The organism is Nocardia africana NBRC 100379 (assembly GCF_001612635.1).
Taxonomy (GTDB): domain Bacteria; phylum Actinomycetota; class Actinomycetes; order Mycobacteriales; family Mycobacteriaceae; genus Nocardia; species Nocardia africana.
On sequence record NZ_BDAV01000004.1, the window covers coordinates 121,278 to 139,143 of the forward strand.

Annotated in this window: 17 protein-coding genes and 1 pseudogene; 10 read left to right on the forward strand and 8 right to left on the reverse strand. The window is 70.1% G+C overall.

Translation table 11 applies throughout. From position 1 onward, the window contains the following. Nucleotides 1-156 precede the first annotated feature (156 nt). Nucleotides 157-828, forward strand: coding sequence for a potassium channel family protein (locus NA3_RS04495; protein ID WP_062962298.1), 672 nt, complete (start codon nucleotides 157-159; stop codon nucleotides 826-828). Beyond that, nucleotides 825-1,529 (forward strand): potassium channel family protein, encoded by a 705-nt coding sequence (locus NA3_RS04500; RefSeq protein WP_062962299.1) that lies wholly within the window; start codon nucleotides 825-827, stop codon nucleotides 1,527-1,529. Before NA3_RS04495 ends, NA3_RS04500 begins: the two co-directional genes overlap by 4 nt. A 6-nt stretch (nucleotides 1,530-1,535) precedes the next feature. Here the strand turns inward: NA3_RS04500 and NA3_RS04505 are convergent, their stop codons facing one another. From NA3_RS04505 to NA3_RS04515, 3 genes are all read right to left on the reverse strand, one after another. Continuing rightward, nucleotides 1,536-2,195: a sigma-70 family RNA polymerase sigma factor gene (locus NA3_RS04505; RefSeq protein WP_308189495.1), complete on the reverse strand. Its 660-nt coding sequence runs from the start codon at nucleotides 2,193-2,195 to the stop codon at nucleotides 1,536-1,538. Nucleotides 2,196-2,366: 171 nt separating this feature from the next. Next, nucleotides 2,367-2,972 carry a DUF3159 domain-containing protein gene (locus NA3_RS04510; protein WP_062962401.1) on the reverse strand — a complete coding sequence of 202 codons (606 nt, stop codon included), beginning with the start codon at nucleotides 2,970-2,972 and terminating at the stop codon, nucleotides 2,367-2,369. Nucleotides 2,973-3,152: 180 nt separating this feature from the next. Then, nucleotides 3,153-3,575 carry an OB-fold nucleic acid binding domain-containing protein gene (locus tag NA3_RS04515; protein ID WP_062962300.1) on the reverse strand — a complete coding sequence of 141 codons (423 nt, stop codon included), beginning with the start codon at nucleotides 3,573-3,575 and terminating at the stop codon, nucleotides 3,153-3,155. A gap of 266 nt (nucleotides 3,576-3,841) precedes the next feature. Here NA3_RS04515 and NA3_RS04520 point away from each other — a divergent pair, with 266 nt between their 5' ends. Beyond that, the gene (locus NA3_RS04520; RefSeq protein ID WP_062962301.1) at nucleotides 3,842-4,570 is read left to right on the forward strand and encodes an alpha/beta fold hydrolase; all 729 of its coding nucleotides are present in this window, start codon (nucleotides 3,842-3,844) and stop codon (nucleotides 4,568-4,570) included. A gap of 43 nt (nucleotides 4,571-4,613) precedes the next feature. Here NA3_RS04520 and NA3_RS36655 read toward each other — a convergent pair. Next, nucleotides 4,614-5,438, reverse strand: a pseudogene (locus tag NA3_RS36655) (DUF3710 domain-containing protein); the annotation flags it as partial. Between the two features lie 1,448 nt (nucleotides 5,439-6,886). Beyond that, the gene (gene dut / locus NA3_RS04530; RefSeq protein ID WP_062962302.1) at nucleotides 6,887-7,384 is read right to left on the reverse strand and encodes a dUTP diphosphatase; all 498 of its coding nucleotides are present in this window, start codon (nucleotides 7,382-7,384) and stop codon (nucleotides 6,887-6,889) included. Between the two features lie 163 nt (nucleotides 7,385-7,547). Here dut and NA3_RS04535 point away from each other — a divergent pair, with 163 nt between their 5' ends. Then, nucleotides 7,548-8,057, forward strand: a complete 510-nt coding sequence (locus tag NA3_RS04535; protein ID WP_062962303.1) for a DUF3093 domain-containing protein — start codon at nucleotides 7,548-7,550, stop codon at nucleotides 8,055-8,057. 76 nt (nucleotides 8,058-8,133) lie between these two features. Here NA3_RS04535 and NA3_RS04540 read toward each other — a convergent pair whose 3' ends face one another. After that, entirely contained in the window at nucleotides 8,134-8,436 is a 303-nt protein-coding gene (locus NA3_RS04540; protein ID WP_025351469.1) for a DUF4193 domain-containing protein, read from the reverse strand. A gap of 514 nt (nucleotides 8,437-8,950) precedes the next feature. Here NA3_RS04540 and cei point away from each other — a divergent pair. Continuing rightward, nucleotides 8,951-9,631 carry an envelope integrity protein Cei gene (gene cei, locus NA3_RS04545; protein WP_062962402.1) on the forward strand — a complete coding sequence of 227 codons (681 nt, stop codon included), beginning with the start codon at nucleotides 8,951-8,953 and terminating at the stop codon, nucleotides 9,629-9,631. 7 nt (nucleotides 9,632-9,638) lie between these two features. Here the strand turns inward: cei and NA3_RS04550 are convergent, their stop codons facing one another. After that, nucleotides 9,639-10,550 (reverse strand): inositol monophosphatase family protein, encoded by a 912-nt coding sequence (locus tag NA3_RS04550; RefSeq protein WP_062962304.1) that lies wholly within the window; start codon nucleotides 10,548-10,550, stop codon nucleotides 9,639-9,641. A 116-nt stretch (nucleotides 10,551-10,666) separates the two neighbouring features. Here NA3_RS04550 and ppgK point away from each other — a divergent pair, with 116 nt between their 5' ends. From ppgK to NA3_RS04575, 5 genes are all read left to right on the forward strand, one after another. Further along, nucleotides 10,667-11,425, forward strand: coding sequence for a polyphosphate--glucose phosphotransferase (gene ppgK / locus NA3_RS04555; protein WP_062962305.1), 759 nt, complete (start codon nucleotides 10,667-10,669; stop codon nucleotides 11,423-11,425). A 152-nt stretch (nucleotides 11,426-11,577) separates the two neighbouring features. Next, the gene (locus NA3_RS04560; protein ID WP_062962306.1) at nucleotides 11,578-12,966 is read left to right on the forward strand and encodes an RNA polymerase sigma factor; all 1,389 of its coding nucleotides are present in this window, start codon (nucleotides 11,578-11,580) and stop codon (nucleotides 12,964-12,966) included. Between the two features lie 96 nt (nucleotides 12,967-13,062). Beyond that, on the forward strand, nucleotides 13,063-14,652 hold the full coding sequence (locus tag NA3_RS04565) for a Na+/H+ antiporter (RefSeq protein WP_062962307.1): 1,590 nt from the start codon (nucleotides 13,063-13,065) through the stop codon (nucleotides 14,650-14,652). A gap of 219 nt (nucleotides 14,653-14,871) precedes the next feature. Continuing rightward, nucleotides 14,872-15,723, forward strand: a complete 852-nt coding sequence (locus NA3_RS04570) for an MHYT domain-containing protein (RefSeq protein WP_084491147.1) — start codon at nucleotides 14,872-14,874, stop codon at nucleotides 15,721-15,723. Nucleotides 15,724-15,860: 137 nt separating this feature from the next. Beyond that, on the forward strand, nucleotides 15,861-16,721 hold the full coding sequence (locus tag NA3_RS04575; RefSeq protein WP_063917289.1) for a rhomboid-like protein: 861 nt from the start codon (nucleotides 15,861-15,863) through the stop codon (nucleotides 16,719-16,721). Here the strand turns inward: NA3_RS04575 and NA3_RS04580 are convergent. Continuing rightward, nucleotides 16,686-17,864, reverse strand: coding sequence for a cation:proton antiporter (locus NA3_RS04580; RefSeq protein WP_062962308.1), 1,179 nt, complete (start codon nucleotides 17,862-17,864; stop codon nucleotides 16,686-16,688). The genes NA3_RS04575 and NA3_RS04580 overlap by 36 nt on opposite strands. Nucleotides 17,865-17,866: the final 2 nt, after the last annotated feature.

A 17,866-nucleotide genomic window follows, 5' to 3' on the forward strand; every position in this document is an offset into this window, starting at 1 on the left:
AAGGGCAGGACCGGATGTGACATAGCGGGCGGTTCACTCGCGTTTCGGTCCCGGCCGATGGGGGAACATGCTGCGGGGAACCGTCAACGGGTACGGTTCCCTCGAGAGGGAACCAGACCGCACACCACGGTTTTCGGCGGAATTGGGGTTGACACGGTGTACGTAGTGATCATGGGGTGCGGCCGAGTCGGCTCCGCATTGGCACGCGCCCTGGTCCGGATCGGCCACGAGGTAGCCGTGATCGACCGGGATCCGGGCGCATTCCTGCGCCTGGGCAAGGACTTTCCCGGTGAGCGGGTCACCGGCGTCGGCTTCGATCGGGGTGTGCTGATCCGCGCGGGCATCGAGCGCGCGGGGGCGTTCGCCGCGGTGTCCAACGGCGACAACTCCAACATCATCTCCGCACGCGTGGCCCGCGAGACCTTCGGCGTGGAACGCGTCGTGGCCCGCATCTACGACGCCAAGCGCGCAGCGGTCTACGAGCGGCTCGGCATCCCCACCATCGCCACCGTGCCGTGGACCACCGACCGGTTCCTGCGCACGCTCACCGGCGACGAAACCACGGCCACCTGGCGCGATCCCACGGGCACCGGGTCGGTCACCGAACTCGTCCTGCACGAGGAATGGTACGGGCGTACCGTGCGGGATCTGGAAGACGCGGTACCGGTGCGGGTGGCCTTCCTGGTCCGCTTCGGGCAGGCGCTGCTGCCCACCAGCAAAACGGTGCTGCAGGCCGACGACACGGTCTACATCGCCGCCGTCTCCGACAAGGTCGGCGAGGCCGTGGCCGTCGCCGCCACCGCCCCTTCGAGCGAGGACAAGTCGTGAACGTAGCGATCGCGGGAGCAGGCGCCGTCGGCCGCTCCATCGCCCAGGAATTGCTGCGGGGCGGGCACCGGGTCACCCTGCTCGAGCGGCGGCTCGACCACATCGACCCGACGGTCGCCCCCTCGGCCACCTGGATGCACGGCGACGCCTGCGAACTCGAACTACTCGAGGAAGCGGGCCTGCAGGATTACGAGGTGGTGATCGCGGCCACCGGCGACGACAAGGCGAATCTCGTGTTCAGCCTGCTCGCCAAGACCGAATTCGGGGTGCGCCGCGTGGTCGCGCGGGTCAACGATCCGCGCAACGAATGGCTGTTCGACAGCTCCTGGGGTGTGGACGTCGCGGTCTCGACACCGCGGCTACTGGCCTCGCTCGCCGAGGAAGCGGTCTCGGTCGGCGACCTGGTCCGGCTGATGACGCTGCGCCAGGGCCAGGCGAATCTCGTCGAGATCACCCTGCCCACCGACACCGCGCTGGCCGGTCGCGCGGTCCGTACGCTCTCCCTGCCCCGCGACGTCGCTCTGGTGACGATCCTGCGCGGTGGCCGCGTGATCGTCCCCCAGCCCGACGATCCGCTGGAGGGCGAGGACGAGCTGCTGTTCGTTTCCACGGTGGAGGCCGAGGACGAATTGCGCCGCAGCCTGGCCGCGCAACCGGCGGGCGCGGCGCCCACCGGCGCGGAGCCGTCCGCCTCGATCTGAAGCCGCTCAGGCGGTTTCGGGGAGCAGCTGCGCGCGCAGCTTGGTCAGCGCGCGATGCTGCATGACCCGGACCACGCCGGGACTCGTGCCGATGGCCTCGGCGGTCTGCGCGGCCGTCCAGCCGAGCACGATCCGCATCACCAGCACCTCCCGATGGGCCGGCGCGAGGATCTTCATCAGCTCGCGGGTGGCTTGGCGCCGTTCCAGGTTGAGCGCCAGCTCCTCGGGCCCCGGTGCGGTGGAGGCGGTGTCGGGGAACTCGGCCACCGGATAGGACGGGTGCTGCTGGGCGCGGCGGAACGCGTCGGCCACCTTGTTGGCGGAGATGCCGTAGACGAACGCCAGGAACGATTTTCCTTGATCGCGATAACGCGGAATCGCGGTGACGGTCGCGATACAGATCTCCTGCGCGATGTCGTCCGCGGTGACGTGCGGGTTGTTGCTGCTTCCGACGCGCGCGGCGCAATAGCGGCGCACCAGCGGGTGCACAATCCGGATGATCTCGGTGACCGCGCGCTGGTCACCCGCGGCGGCCGGCCCGATGAGGCGGTCCAGTTCGGCGGCGGCGCGGCGGCTGTCGGAACCCGCGGGCGCCGATCTCGGCGACCGGACTCCCGCACCCTTCGCCGGGCCGGGGGCCGTCACCGTGTCGTTCTCGGTATCCACCGGGGATCCTCTCGCCGATCGCTACTGACTGACACGATCGTGCGCCGAATCCGGTTCGCGAAATAGATACCCCAGGGGTGGGTTCTGCCCACCCCATCGTTGTCCGCCCCCAGAATTGGGGGCATTACCCGACTCGGAGTCGGTTCGGTCCACCCGCCGCCGGGCGGCGAACTACTCGGTGGCCGACGAGGCCGGCATATGGCCGGCGCGACGCACCGCCCACACCGTGACCAGCAGGGCCACCGCGGTCAACGGCCAGCCCATCGCGATGCGGGCGGCGGCCAGCCAGCCGGTGCTGTCGGTGTCGTAGAAATGGTTCTGCACCAAGTAGCGGGCGCCGAAGACGAGCACCCACACCACCGTGGCCAGATCGTAGAGTCGCATCGCGCGCCGATCCGCACGCCAGCTGTGGCCGTGGCCGTTGAGCACACCCCAGATCACCCCGGCCAGCGGCCAGCGCACCAGCAACGACACCAGGAATACCCCGGCGTAGACCAGGCTCGCCCAGATGCCGAACAGGAAGTACCCCTTCGCCGCGCCGGTGCGGTGGGCGATGAAGGCGCACACCGCGACCCCGATGAATCCGGAGATCGCCGGCTGGATCGGTGAACGGCGGATCAGCCGCCAGATCAGGACACCGGCGGCGGTGGCCAGCGCCGCCCAGATGGCGGCCGTGAGGCCCCACAGCGTATTCGCGGGGACGAACACCACCACCGGCAGCGTGGAATAGATCAGTCCGCTGATACCACCGAGTTGCTCGAGCAGCGTCTGCTCGATCTCCTCTTCGCGGTCCTCACCGGTGTAGGAGTGGTCGCCCTCGCCGACGGCCGGATGCCGCGGTGCATCACCGCCGGACTCGCGCAGGCGGTGACGACCACGCCCCGCGACGGGGTTCGCGCGGAGTCCGGCCACGGCGGCCGGGTCGGCGCCCTCGTCGTTGTGGGGTATCGGCATACGTCAGGAATTCTCGCGGAGTTCGTAGTAGGGGTTGTACATCACCTTGGCGCCATCGCGTTCACCGATGCGGCCACGGACCAGGATACGGCGTCCCGATTCGACACCGGGTATGCGGCGCCTGCCGATCCACACCAGCGTCACCGCGTCGGTGCCGTCGAAGAATTCGGCCTCCACCGAGGCGCTGGCCGACTTCGGACAGGCCTCCACACTGCGCAATCGCCCCAGCATGGTGACCTCTTCGCCGCGTCGGCATTCCGCCGCCCTGCACGCGCCCGACGCTTCGGAGGTCTCCGCCAGCTCCTCCGCATCGAGTACGTCGAGATCGGCCGTCAGTCGACGCCCCAAACGCCGGAAATACCCGCTGTCGGGGCCTACCTTGCCCGCGGCACCGGAACCCGCCTTGTTTCCGCCTGTGAAAGGCATCTTGCAACACTTCCTGCACTACAGACGGCGTGGGTCACACGTCGTCGGTTTCCCACACGACCGGCTGATGGGCCGTACACCGCCACTGTAGATGCACCCGGACACCCGTGCCACGGGAGCCCGGCACCACCGTCACGGCGCTGACCGCACCGTTTGCTGGGTTCCCCGCCGATCCGCGCGCGAACCCTCGGATTCGAGTGGTCGACAACACGTTTTCCGAACCTCGCGCGGCGGGCCCGCCCGGTCCACCGGCTAGGCTGCCGCCCGTGTCAGAGCTATCCCGCTCCCGCGGTCCGCGCCCGGCCGTCGTCGTCGCCCTGCCGGGGACCGGATCCGATGCCGACTTCGCGCGACGCGCGTTCGAACCGGCTTGTGCCGCAATGGATCTGCCGTTCATCGCGGTGGAGCCGCAGCCGCGGGCCGTGGTCGCGAGCTGCCGGGCCGCGCTCGACGAGGCGGCACGCAGCGGGCCGGTGCTCGCCGCGGGGATCTCGCTGGGCGCCGCCATCGCGGTGGACTGGGCTGCCGCCCACCCGGAATCGGCGTTCGGGGTGGTCGCTGCCCTGCCGGCCTGGACCGGCTCCGACATCACGGGATGCCCGGCGGCGCTGAGCGCGGCGAGCACCGCGGCCCAGCTGCGCGCCGACGGCCTGGAGCCGGTGATCGAGCGGATGCGCGCGGGTAGTCCGGCCTGGCTGGGACGGGCGCTGACCCAGTCGTGGCGCACGCACTGGCCCGATCTGCCGGCGGCGCTCGAAGAGGCCGCGACCTATGCCTGGCCGGACACGGAATTACTTGCCGCCCTGCGCGTTCCGGCCACCGTCGTGGCGGCGGTCGACGATCCGGTGCACCCGCCGGCCATCGCCGAACAGTGGGCCCAGCTCATCCCGCGGGCGCGCCTGCACCGCATCACCCTCGACGAACTCGGCGCCGATCCGGGGATTCTCGGCGCTCGGGGCATCCCCGACCTGATCTCGCCCCGACTGCGCGCCTGACGACGCCCGGGCGCCCGGCGGTCTCGCGGGCGCCCGGAAGCGGTCAGTTGCGACCGAGTTGCTGCATCGCCGAACCTTCGGCGCCGCGGCGCGGCCCCTGCTGTTCGGCCGTGACCACCGGGAAGGTACCCGTCGCGGCCGCCTCCGCGGCGGCCGCCTGCGCGGCCAGCGCCTGCTGCTGCGCCTCGATCTGCTGCTGATGCGCCGCGATCAACTGGTCGGCGAGCTGCTGCGGCAGCACCACCGGCAACGGTTCCCGCACCGGCATCGGCTCGTCGCCGCGACGCACCACCGTTTCGGCGAGGATCGCGCGAGCCGCTTCGACCAGCGGGCCGCCCTCGTCGGCAGCGCCCGAGGGCCCCGCCGCCACCAGCCGGACCATCCAGCGATAGCCGTCGACGCCGATGAAACGCAGATCGGCGCCCTCGGTCACCGCATGCAGTTCGCGCCCCCACGGCCCGGTCTGCACCGAGACCTGCGCGCCGTCGGCCCGCAGCGATTCCGCCAGGTCCGCGGCGACGGTCCGCCACTGGCCCGGCGATTTCGGTGCCGCGTAGGCGGCCACGGTGAGACGGCCGTGCGGGGTCGCGAGATGGACCGCCTGCGGCGTCCCGTCGGGTGTCATCTCCACCTGCAACTGACCGCCGTCGGGGACCGGGAGGAGCACCGACCCCAGATCGAGATGCTGGTCGGAGATCTCGGCGAGGATGTCGGCCACCTCGTCGTAATCGAAGGGCCCGGTGCGGGGGGCGGAATCGTCGCTCTCGGCGGCGTCGCCGTCCTCGTCATATTCGTCGGCGTCGTATTCGTCGGCGTAGCCGGAGTCGTACCGGTCGGCGTCGTCGGCGAAGCCCTCGGTGCCGTCGTCGAAACCTTCCGGGTCGTACGCATCGTTCTCGGCGTATGCATCGGCACCGGCGTACGCGGAATCGTCCGCGTAACCGGCGGTTTCGGCGGGATCCTCAGCGTAGCCGGGAGACTCGGCGTACGAGTCACCGCTGTGCGCCCCGGACGACGGCCGGTAGGGGTCGGCGACCGCGAAACCGCCTGTGGCCGAGCCGGTTTCGGCGGTGTTGAAGCCGTGGCCGGCGTAGGGGTCCGGCACCGCCGGCTGCGGCTGCGCGGGCTCGCGATAGCCGGGAGCTTCGGCATTCACCGGGTGATGCCGGCCCGTCTGCGGGTGGCCGTACCCGGCGTCACCGGAATCCGGGCGCTGCTGTGCCGGCACGACCGGGTGCCGGCCGGTAGCCGGCGGCGCGGGCGTACCCGTCGGCTCCGAGGCGCGGCGCGGCGGACGCGGGGCTCCGGCGGGTGCGCCGGGCGGGACCGGCCGCCCCGGAGCACCCGGACCGCCCGGCGCCGGACGTCCGGGGCCCGGACCGGGAGGAAGCCGTGGCACCGAACCCGTCGGGGGCCCGGCCGGGTTGGCGCCGGGCGGAATACGCCGGACCGATCCCGTCACCGGACCAGCCGGTCCGGGCCCCGGAGGATTGCGCCACGTCGGGCCCGTGCCGGCCGGGGCGCCGGGATTGCGTTGCATCGCACCGGTGTCCATCGGGCCGCCGGGAATCCGCGGGGTGGGTCCGGTGCCGACCGGACCACCCGGGATCCGGGGCGTCGCACCGGTTCCCGCGGGACCGCCGGGAATGCGGGGGGTCGCACCGCTACCGACCGGGCCGCCGGGGACGCGCGGCGTGGCTCCGGTGCCGCCCGGACCACCGGGAACGCGGGGCATCGCCCCCGTACCCGCCGGGCGGCCCGGGACGCGCGGGATCGCGCCGGTTCCGCCCGCAGGCCGCGGCGGCAACTGACCGGAGGGGATGCGTGGAATGGGCCCGGTGTCGTCCATATCCCCCGGCACCGGCGGCAGGTCCGGCCCCGGTCCGCCCGGCACTCGCCGCGGCGGACGGCCCGCCGCCTCACCGCGGGCAGGAGTACCCGGACGCGCCGGCATTCGCGCGTGCGTGCCCGTCTCGTACGGGTCGGGCCGCGCACCGGGATACGGCGCCGCCGCCGGGAGTCCCGGCGTCCCGTATCCGGGCGGAGTCATACCGTGGTCCGGCTCCGCACGGCCGTGCCGTCCGGTGCGCCCGCTCGGAGCCTCCGTGCCCGGCCCGGCCGGGTAGTCCGGCTCGGAATAGCCGGTGCCGTAGGCGGATTCGCCGTAGCCTGCCTCGTCCCCCAGGTCCGGTGCCCGGTGCGTACCGGTCCGGTAGCCGCCCTCGGCGTATCCCTCGTCGTAATAGGAATCGCCGTAGCCGGTGTCGTCCCGCTCGGAGTCATGATCGGATCGATGATCTCCACGGCCGAACATGTTCATACCTCCCCTCCGGCGCGGCCCACCCCGCCGGATTGCGGCGACAGACTGTGGTGTCCGCCGCTCGACCCGTAACCGCCTGCGCCGCGCGATGTTTCGTCGAGCTGGTCGACCTCCACGAAATCCACCAGTTCCACACGCTGCACCAGCAATTGTGCGATCCGATCGCCACGATGCAACTGAATCGCCGTGCGCGGGTCGTGATTGATCAGGCAGACCTTGATCTCGCCCCGATACCCGGCATCGACGGTGCCCGGCGTGTTGACGATGGACAGGCCCGTCTTGGCGGCCAGCCCCGACCGGGGATGAATGAGGCCGACGGTGCCCACCGGCAACGCGACGGCGATTCCCGTGCCGACGAGAACCCGCTCGCCCGGCTCAAGAATGACGTCTTCGGTGGTGCACAAATCCACTCCGGCATCGCCCGGGTGCGCGCGTGTGGGCACCGGGACGCCGGGATCGAGCCGCAGCAGAGGTATGGGTGCAAGTCCGGTCACGTCCAGCGAGCCTACGCGTCCGGCGGCCGGGCCGTGGGAGCCGCCGGGCCCGGATGTGGCGGCGCCGAGCGGCCGCGGTCACGCACGGCCCGGACCGGCTCCCGCCGACAGCGAATATGTCGGCCTGACCTAGCATGATGTGGTGTCCGACCAGTCCCACGCAGTGCCTCCCCACGACTCCCCGGCGCGCGCGCACGCCGACAAGCCCGCCGCGGTCTACTCCGAACGGCTGTGGGTTCCGCTGTGGTGGTGGCCGGTGGCGCTGGCGGTGACCGGCCTGCTGGCCGCCGAAATCCATATGGGAGCGCCGGGGATCCGGGCGTGGCTGCCGTATGTGCTGCTGTTCCCGGTGCCCGTCTGGGCGCTGATCTGGGTGAGCCGTCACCGTGTGGAGGTGGCGGCGGATGCCGACGGCATCCTCGAATTGCGCGCGGACCGGGCCCACCTACCGGTAACGTATGTATCCCGGGCGGTGGCGGTACCGGCCAGCGCGAAGAGCGCGGCACTGGGTCGTCAGCTCGACCCGGCCGCCTTCGTCCAGCATCGCCCCTGGATCGGGCCCATGGTCCTGCTCGTCCTCGACGATCCGGACGACCCCGCTCCGTACTGGCTGATCAGCACGCGTAAACCCGAGCAGGTACTGGCCGCGCTCGGCGTGCCGAGCGCGGGCTGACGGGACCTGCCGGGCTGTTTGTCGTCGTTCTTTCAGTTACCCGCGGAACGAATCCGCTGCGGCCGCACGGATCCGCTCAGGCCGCGCAATCCATGCAGATCATCTGCCCGCCGGCCTCGCTGGCGAGTCTGCTGCGGTGATGAACCAGGAAGCAGCTCGAGCAGGTGAACTCGTCGGCCTGCTTCGGGATCACCCGGACCGAGAGCACCTCCTCGGACAGATCCGCGCCGGGAAGCTCGAACGACTCCGCGGTATCGGATTCGTCGATATCCACGACGGCGGACGCGGCCTCGTTGCGACGAGCCTTCAGCTCCTCGAGCGAGTCCTCCGACACCTCGTCGGATTCACTGCGCCTAGGTGCGTCATAGTCGGTTGCCATGTCGTCTTCCCCTCGTCCTTACTCCGTATATCCCGGACCGGCTCCGCCGAACGTCGATCCCTGTCGGAATCGCCCGGCAATGCCGCCCCGCCGTGGTGTACGTCACGTGTACACCGCTCGCCGCCCGGCCGGATCACCCTGACCCATACCGGATCGCGCTCGGTCAACGCAGGACATGCCCTGGTTGTTCCCGAAATCGCTTCCCTGATTCACATCAGCCGATTCGTATCGGGCCGCCAGACAATAGCGGACGCCGGGGCAAAAGTCGCAATCAAAACTCGAGCGAGCCGAAACCGACGGATAATCGTCACTCCGAGGGGCTGTTGAGGCGATACGCCACCGCTTCGTGCCCGGCGGTTCCCCGGCCCGTGACCCGATCGCGATTCGAACGGCCGCGCCGATCGTTACCATCCCGATATCCGGTACTGCCGTAGCCGTCTGTTTCCACCGCGGCGAATCGGCGCGCAGGTGTCCGCGTGCGCGACCGCGGCCCGCCAACTCGTAAGGTGTGCGTGTGGTTTCACTGATCACCGAAGGCAGCGCGGTCGACAACAAGGGCCGTCCGTTCCTGCGGCGCCGCTACCAGCCGTGGGTCGCACTCATCGCGGTTCTCGCCCTCATCTGCGCAATCGTGTGGATCAAGGCGCTGACCACCGCCGACACCGCCCATACCGCGATGGCCTGCAGTTCGCCGGCCCCCGCGTCGTCGGATCCCAACTCCCCGCAGCCCGCGCCGCTGGGCGAGGTGGTGTCACCGTCGCGGCTGCACGATGTGGAGCCGGCGCCGCTGGCCCAGGCCAAGGTGCGAGTGCTCAACGGTTCCGGCCAGCGCGGCCTGGCCGAGCACATCGCGTCCAAGCTCGGTGACTACGGCTTCGCCAGCCCGCCGCCTCCCGTCTTCGGCAACGATCCGGTCTACCTGAACGGCGACCTGGTCTGCACCGGCCAGATCCGCTACGGCGTGAGCGGTCGGCCCGCCGCGGCCGCCGTACAGCTCGTCGCGCCGTGCGCGGAGCTGGTCGAGGATCAGCGCACCGACGACACCGTCGACCTGGCCCTGGGCACCCTGTTCGGCAACGATCTGCAGCCGAGTACCGATGCCGAGGAAGTGCTGCGCGCCTTGAAGAATCCGGCGCCCAACGGCCCGGACGTCGATTCGGCGCTGCTGCAGGCCGCGCGCACCGCCCGCTGCTGAGCCCCGCTCACTCCTCCGGGATGGGCGCGGCGACGCCGAGGCGGTCGAACAGTTCGGCGAGTTCGTCGGCGATGCCCGGAGCGGCGGCGACGGTCAGCGCCCCCTGCGCGCCGGTGGAGTCCGCGCCGGGCAGCCGCAGGACCGCGCCCGCCTCGGCCGCGACCAGGGCTCCGGCGGCCCAGTCCCACGGATTGAGGCCGTGCTCGTAGTGGGCGTCCACGCGGCCCGCCGCCACCATGCAGAGGTCGAGGGCGGCCGAGCCGATCCGGCGGATGTCGCGGACCCGCGGCAGCAGCTGTGCCACGAGTTCGCCCTGCCGTTCCCGCCGCGCCGCGCCGTAGCCGAAGCCGGTGGCCACCAGAGCCAGCCGGACGGCGTCGATATCGTTGCAGCGCAACGTGATCGGCTCATCGTCGCCATGTGCCAGGGTGGCGCCCGCGCCCAGTCCGGCGCTGTAGGTGACTCCACCGGCCACGTCGACGACGGCACCGGCCAGGGAACGGCCGCCGCGCATCGCGGCCACCGACACCGCGTAGGCCGGAATGCCGTACACGAAGTTGACCGTGCCGTCGATCGGATCGACCACCCACACGATCTCGCCCGCGGCTCCGAGGCTGCCACCACCCTCTTCACCGAGGACTCGCTCGCCCGGGCGCGTCTCGGCCAGCAGCGACCGGATCAGCTGCTCCGTTTCGGTGTCGACCACGGTGACCGGATCGGTCGGCGTCGATTTGGTGCGGACCGAGCCGTCCTCGCCACGCCCCGCGCCGAAGACCTCGGGACGGCGTCGGCGGACGTGTGCCGCCGCGGTCTCGGCCAGATAGACTGAAACACGGCGTAATTCGGCGATTTCGGCAGGATCGAGGACGGGCGCTTCCGCGGTGTCGGCGGGTGAATTCGTCTCGGGCACGGTATCCATCCGACCATAGATCCGCCCGGACTCGCATCCGCGGTCGCGGCCATGGGCGCGTCGCGCGGTGTAACGTGCCGCTGGCACCTTCATCGGCCTAGACCACAGGGAACGAGGAGTTCGCGATGTCCGCTCGGGGGCAAGCATTCGGAATCGATATCGGGGGCAGCGGGGTGAAGGGCGCCGTCGTCGACCTCGCCACCGGCGACCTCGCCCACGAGCGCATCAAGATCTCCACGCCCCACCCGGCCACCCCCAACGCCATCGCCGAAACCGTCGCCAAACTCGTCACCCAGGCCGACTGGGACGGCCCGGTCGGGCTCACCCTGCCCAGCGTGGTGGTCAACGGCATCGCCCGCACGGCCGCCAACATCGACAAGAGCTGGATCGACACCGACGCGCGTCAGCTGTTCTCACTGGCGCTGGGCGGACGCGACGTCGTGGTGCTCAACGACGCCGACGCCGCCGGCCTGGCCGAGGACCGCTACGGCGCGGCCCGCAATATCGACGGCCTGGTGATGCTGCTGACCTTCGGCACCGGTATCGGCTCGGCGCTGCTGAACCACGGCGTCCTGGTTCCCAACACCGAACTGGGCCACATCCAGGTCCACGGCAAGGAGGCCGAGCACCGGGCCGCGTCGTCGGTGAAGGAACGAAAGAATCTGTCGTACAAGGAGTGGGCCGCCGAGGTGACCAAGGTACTGGTCACCCTGGAGGACCTGTTCTGGCCGACGGTCTTCGTCGCCGGCGGCGGGATCAGCCGCGATGCCGAGCACTGGATCCCGTTGCTGGCCAATCGGACTCCGGTCGCGGCCGCCCATCTGCGCAACACCGCGGGTATCGTGGGCGCCGCGATGGCCGTGGATAGCGGGATCGCGCCGTGAGCACTCGTTGCCGATAGTTACAATGGAACGAGACCGGCGGTGAGCCGGAAAACAACCCCGGCACGTAGAGCCGGGTTCAACCCCGACAGAACCGCTCCGCCGGATGATTACTCTGGCGTGACGCCGCACGAGACCGTCACGAAAGGGCGTACGTGGTAGCCACGAATACCCGACAGACCGCCGAATCGGCCGACGCTGCCGACTCCGCAGAAGGCACCGCAGCACGGCCGGTCCGCAAGGCTGCCGCGAAGAAGGCCCCAGCCAAGAAGGTCGCCGCGAAGAAGGCCCCCGCCAAGAAAGCGGGAGCCAAGGCTGCAAAGAAAGCCCCCGCCAAGAAGGCCACCACGAAGAAGGCGGCCCCCGGCGCGGACAACGAAGCCGACGAGCCCCTCGACGACGAGTCGCTGGAACTCGACGACCTCGGTGATCTGGAGGTCTCCGAGGACGATCTGAGCGACGAGGGCGAAGATCTCGTCGAAGAAGCCGCCGACGAAGAGGCCGAAGCCGAGGACGAGGAAGCCGACGAGCCCTCGGAGAAGGACAAGGCCTCCGGCGATTTCGTCTGGGACGAGGAGGAATCCGAGGCCCTGCGCCAGGCCCGCAAGGATGCCGAGCTCACCGCGTCCGCGGACTCCGTGCGCGCCTACCTCAAGCAGATCGGCAAGGTCGCGCTGCTGAACGCGGAGGAGGAGGTCGAACTCGCCAAGCGGATCGAGGCCGGTCTCTACGCCACCGAGAAGCTGCGCGAATTCGCCGACAAGGGCGAGAAGCTGCCGGTGGCCACCCGTCGCGACCTGCAGTGGATCATGCGCGACGGCAACCGCGCCAAGAACCACCTGCTCGAGGCCAACCTGCGTCTGGTCGTCTCGCTGGCCAAGCGCTACACCGGCCGCGGTATGGCGTTCCTGGACCTGATCCAGGAGGGCAACCTGGGTCTGATCCGCGCGGTGGAGAAGTTCGACTACACCAAGGGCTACAAGTTCTCCACGTACGCCACCTGGTGGATCCGGCAGGCCATCACCCGCGCGATGGCCGACCAGGCCCGCACCATCCGTATTCCGGTGCACATGGTCGAGGTCATCAACAAGCTGGGCCGCATCCAGCGCGAGCTGCTGCAGGACCTGGGCCGCGAGCCCACGCCCGAAGAGCTCGCCAAGGAAATGGACATCACGCCGGAGAAGGTCCTCGAGATCCAGCAGTACGCGCGTGAGCCCATCTCGCTGGACCAGACCATCGGTGACGAGGGCGATTCCCAGCTGGGCGACTTCATCGAGGATTCCGAGGCGGTCGTCGCGGTCGACGCGGTGAGTTTCACGCTGCTGCAGGATCAGCTGCAGTCGGTGCTGGAGACGCTGTCCGAGCGGGAGGCGGGCGTGGTCCGGCTGCGCTTCGGTCTCACCGACGGCCAGCCGCGCACTCTCGACGAGATCGGCCAGGTCTACGGGGTCACCCGTGAGCGCATCCGCCAGATCGAGTCGAAGACGATGAGCAAGCTGCGCCACCCCAGCCGCTCCCAGGTACTGCGCGACTACCTGGACTGATATCCACGCCACCGACGATGCCGCCGAGGTTCGACCTCGGCGGCATCGTCGTTATGTCCGGCGTACCGCCGCCACGGCCCCATAAGGTGGGCTGTCGTGGATCAGTTGGTGTTGGTTTTCGTGCTGGCGTTCGCGACGATCCTGGCGCAGCCGCTGGGCCGGCGGCTCGGTTTGGCGCCCGCGGTGCTGATGACGGTCTTCGGGCTCGTCATGGCGATGCTGCCGTTCGTGCCGAATATCGCGCTGGCGCCCGAACTGATTCTCCCGCTGGTCCTGCCGCCGCTGCTGTACGCCTCGGCGCGGCGCACCTCCTGGCAGCAGTTCGCGTCCAAGGCAGGTGCGATCCTGTTGCGGGCGGTCGGTCTGGTGGTGGCGACCGCGGCCGCGGTCGCCGCGATCTTCCACCTCTGGTATCCGGCGCTGCCGGTGGGCACGGCGTTCGCGCTGGGCGCGGTGGTGGCGCCGCCGGATCCGGTGGCGGTGAGCGCGATGGCGGATCGGCTGGGTCTGCCGCGGCGTCTGCTGGCGGTGCTCGAGGGTGAGGGCCTGTTCAACGACGTGACCGCGGTGGTGATCTACGACGTCGCGGTGCAGGCGGTGGTGACCGGGCAATTCTCCGCGTGGCGGACCGCGGCGGACTTCGTGCTCTCGGCGGTGGTGGCGGTGGCGGTCGGGCTCGCGCTCGGCTGGGCCGGCAGTGCCCTGATGCGGCGGCTCACAGAGGCGCCGTGGCAGGTTGCCCTCGGCTTGCTGCTCCCGTTCGCCGCCTACGGGCTGGCCGAGGCCGCACACGGTTCGGCGGTACTCGCGGTCCTGGTCTGCGCGCTGTATCTCACCGATGCCGCAACGGATTTCAGCGATGTCGGATACCGGATCGTCGGCGATTCGTTCTGGGATGTGATCGACATGCTGGTCACCGGATTCGCCTTCGGGCTGGTGGGCCTGGAACTGAGCACGGTGCTCGCCACCACCGGTCCGAACTGGCCGCGCCTGCTCGGCGGGGCGGCCGCGGTGGTCGGCGTGGTGGTCGCCCTGCGGCTGGTGTGGCTGCTGGCCAGTACGGCCCTGTTCCGCGGCTGGTGGCGGCGCCGGCGCGTGGACGAGCCGTACACCTGGCGCGAAGCCGTGGTCACCTGGTGGGCCGGCATGCGCGGCGTGGTGACCGTCGCGCTGGCACTGGCCCTGCCGCTGACCACCGATTCGGGCGCGGACTTCCCCGGCCGCACCGAGGTCTTGTTCATCGCGTTCGTCGTGGTCCTGTTCACGCTGCTGCTGCAGGGCCCCACGCTGCCCCTGGTGACGCGCTGGACCGGGGTGAAGGCCGATACCGAGGTCGAGCGAGCCATGGAGCGACGCCTGTGGACGCGGATCCTGCGCGCGGAACTGGCCCGGCTCGAGGAGATCGCCGACAACGAGGATCTGCCCGACGAGGTCTATCAACGGCTGCGCGACACCGTGGAACGCCGGCTGATGCGCGCCGACCCGGAAGCGGCCGAGGCCGCCGACGGCACCAAGGCCGTCGAACACGCCATGCGGCTCACCGGCAAATTGCGCACGATCAGCAACGACGTCCTCGACGCCGGGCGCGGGGAAGCCCTGGCCGCCCGCCGCGAACCGGGTATGCCGCCGGATCTGGTGGACCGGGTGATGCGCCGGCTGGATCTGCGCCCGCCGCCGCTGCTGTGAGATTGCGGGACCCGCGCGGCGGTCGAGTCCCCTGAACAGCTCCCGGCGATCGAGTTCCGGACCGCGGACACGCGACGCGAACTGGCCTCGCGATCCGGCAAACACCAGCTATTTTCCAGGACTAACGTTCGGGAAATTTACTACCTGCGAGTATCTCGCTAATGTGCGGACGGTCACCGGCATGGGGATGCGGTGACGCACTTTCAGCAAGGAGTCCGCATGCTTCAGATCGACCAGTTCACCTATGGGTGGTTGACACCCTCACTGGCCTACGTCATGTCCGTCATCGGTTCGTTGCTCGCGCTGCGCTGCATGGTGCGTGCGCGGGCCAACCCCGGACGCCGCGGATGGATCGTCACCGCGGCCGTCGCCCTGGGCGGAACAGGAGTGTGGGTGATGCACTTCATCGCGATGCTGGGTTTCTCGGTCCACGGCGCGACCATTCGCTACAACATCCCGATCACCTTGATCAGCGCCGCGATCGCGGTGGCCGTGGTGTGGATCGGCCTGTCGCTGGTGATCCGCCGGCAGGGCGACGCCTCGGCGCTGCTGACCGGCGGGGCCGTCACCGGGCTGGGTGTGGCCGCAATGCACTACGCCGGCATGTACGCGATGAAAACCGACGTCGCGATGCATTACGACCCTTGGCTGGTCCTGGTCTCCATCGTGATCGCGGTGGTGGCGGCGACCGCGGCGCTGTGGTTCGCTCTGCACGTCGAGGGGCTGCTCGCGACCATCGGTTCGGCGATGATCATGGGCGTCGCGGTCTGCGGCATGCACTACACCGGCATGTACGCCATGCAGGCCCATATGGCCGACAACATGCAGGCGCCGTCGGGCGCGCAGGCCAACGAACTGCTGACCCCGCTGATCATCGGCGTGAGCATGGTGACGCTGCTGCTGTTCCTGCAGGTCGGCATCACCGATATCCATGAACCGGATCTGTCGCGTATCCGGGGGCAGCGCGCGAGCCGGTACTGGCCCAGCAGCGCGGAGTCCGAATCTCCGGCGACGGGGTCGTTCGCTCGCGAGGAATACCCCGCGGAGGAGACACACCGGCACCGCCGGTAGCTGCCGCATCCCGCACAGCCCGGGCAATCCGGTGACCGCACAGCTCACCCGCGGGAAACCGCTTCGAGGCGAACGCGGGGCACCGGATTGCCCGGGTTGGCGGGCGGACCGGCCCGGCGCGGGCGACACTGGCATACGTGGCGTCCTCCGCATTGAATCACTCCCGGTCCCCGTGGACCCGGGTCCTCGACCTCGACACCGGTCGACGGCAACTGCTGGACTGGTGGCACGGCCCGGATCGGATCTACCGGGCCGGCAAGGCGGTCCACGACCACCTGGCCGGTGCGCCCGCCTCCTGCGCCTACGCGTTCACACTGTTCGTCACGTGGTGGACGCTGCGCGGGATCAGCGATTTCGCCGGGCATCGGCTGATCCTGTCCGCCTCGACGAATCTGCACAACATGCGCCGTGAGCCGGTGCAGGTGCTGGTCGCCTCGGCGTTCTGGACCGACGGCGGATTTCCGTGGTCGATCATCCTCGGCTTCCTGACGGTGATGGCCTTCGCCGAGCGCTGGCTGGGGACCTTGCGCTGGATCATGGTCTTCGCCTGCGGCCACGTCGGCGCCTCGATGATCGTCGTCACCGGCGTCGCCTTCGCGGTGCACCACCAGCTGATTCCGCTGCGCATCGCGGTGGCCTCCGATGTGGGGTCCTCCTACGGTTCCACCGCGGTGCTGGCCGCGCTGAGCTTCCATCTGCGCGGCACGCCCCGAACCGTGTGGGCGGCCGGGCTGCTGGCCTGGTTCGGCTTCGCCGCCTGGCACGGGCGCACCTTCACCGACTACGGCCATCTGACGGCGCTGTGCATCGGCTTCGTGGTCGCGGCGATCGCGGTGGCGTTGTCGCGACGGCTCGAACGGATCCGCGACCAGCGCGCCGCCAGCGCCGGCCGCGCACCGGGCGACACCGCGCCGCGGCCGATCGACCATCCCGCGCCCGCCCTGGTGAGCGAGAACGGCCCCTCAGCCGACGGCCGGAGCGAGCCGACGCTGCAGTGAGCGCACCACGGGTTCGACCACCCGCGCCGCGACCGGTCCGAGGATCGCCATCAGCAACACGTAGGCCGAGGCCAGCGCGGCCAGTTTGCCCGGTACCGCGCCGACCGAAACGGCAAGTCCCGCAATGACGATCGAGAATTCTCCGCGGGCCACCAACGCGGCGCCGGCGCGCGCACGACCTAGGCGGCCGATGCCTTGCCGCTTGGCCGCGAACCAGCCGGTTGCGATCTTGGTCAGCGTGGTGATCACGGCCAGCAACACCGCCCAGCCGAGGACCTGGGGGATCTTCTGCGGATCGGTGTTGAGGCCGAAGGCGACGAAGAAGATGGCGGCGAACAGATCCCGCAGCGGTTCCAGCAGTTTCGCGGCGCTCTGCGCGGTCGATCCCGAGATCGCGATGCCCAGCAGGAACGCGCCGACCGCGGCCGAGACGTTGAGCCCCGAGGCGATGCCGGCGACCAGCAGCGCCGCCCCCAGCAACTGCAGCAGGAAAACCTCACGATCCTTGCTGTCCACGATCGAGGACACGAAGCGCCCGTAGCGCAGCGCGATGACCAGCACGATCGCGATCACGAGCAGAGCGAGCGCCAATGACCGCAGTCCGGCCAGCCAGCCGACCCCGGCCAGGATGGTGGTCAGGATCGGCAGGTAGACCGCCATCGCCAGATCCTCGAACACCAGAACCGACAGCACGACCGGCGTCTCCCGGTTACCGAGCCGTCCGAGGTCGTTGAGCACCTTCGCGGCGATACCGGAGGACGAGATATAGGTGACGCCGGCCAGGGTGATCGCGCCGGTCGGTCCCCAGCCGAGCAGCAACGCCACCACCGCGCCGGGCGTGGCGTTCAGCGCGATGTCGAGCAGACCGGCCGGCCAGGATTTGCGCATGCCCGACATCAGTTCCGGCGCAGTGTATTCCAGGCCCAGCAGCAACAGCAGCAGCACGACGCCGATTTCGCCTGCGAGATGGCCGAATTCGGTGGCGGCCTTCACGGTCAGCACACCGCCGTCGCCGAAGGCCAGGCCGCCGAGGAGGTAGAGCGGGATCGGGGACATGCCGAAACGCCCTGCGACGCGCCCCAGGACACCGAGGGCGAACAGGACCGCTCCGAGCTCGAACAGGGCTAGTGCGGTCGACTCCACCG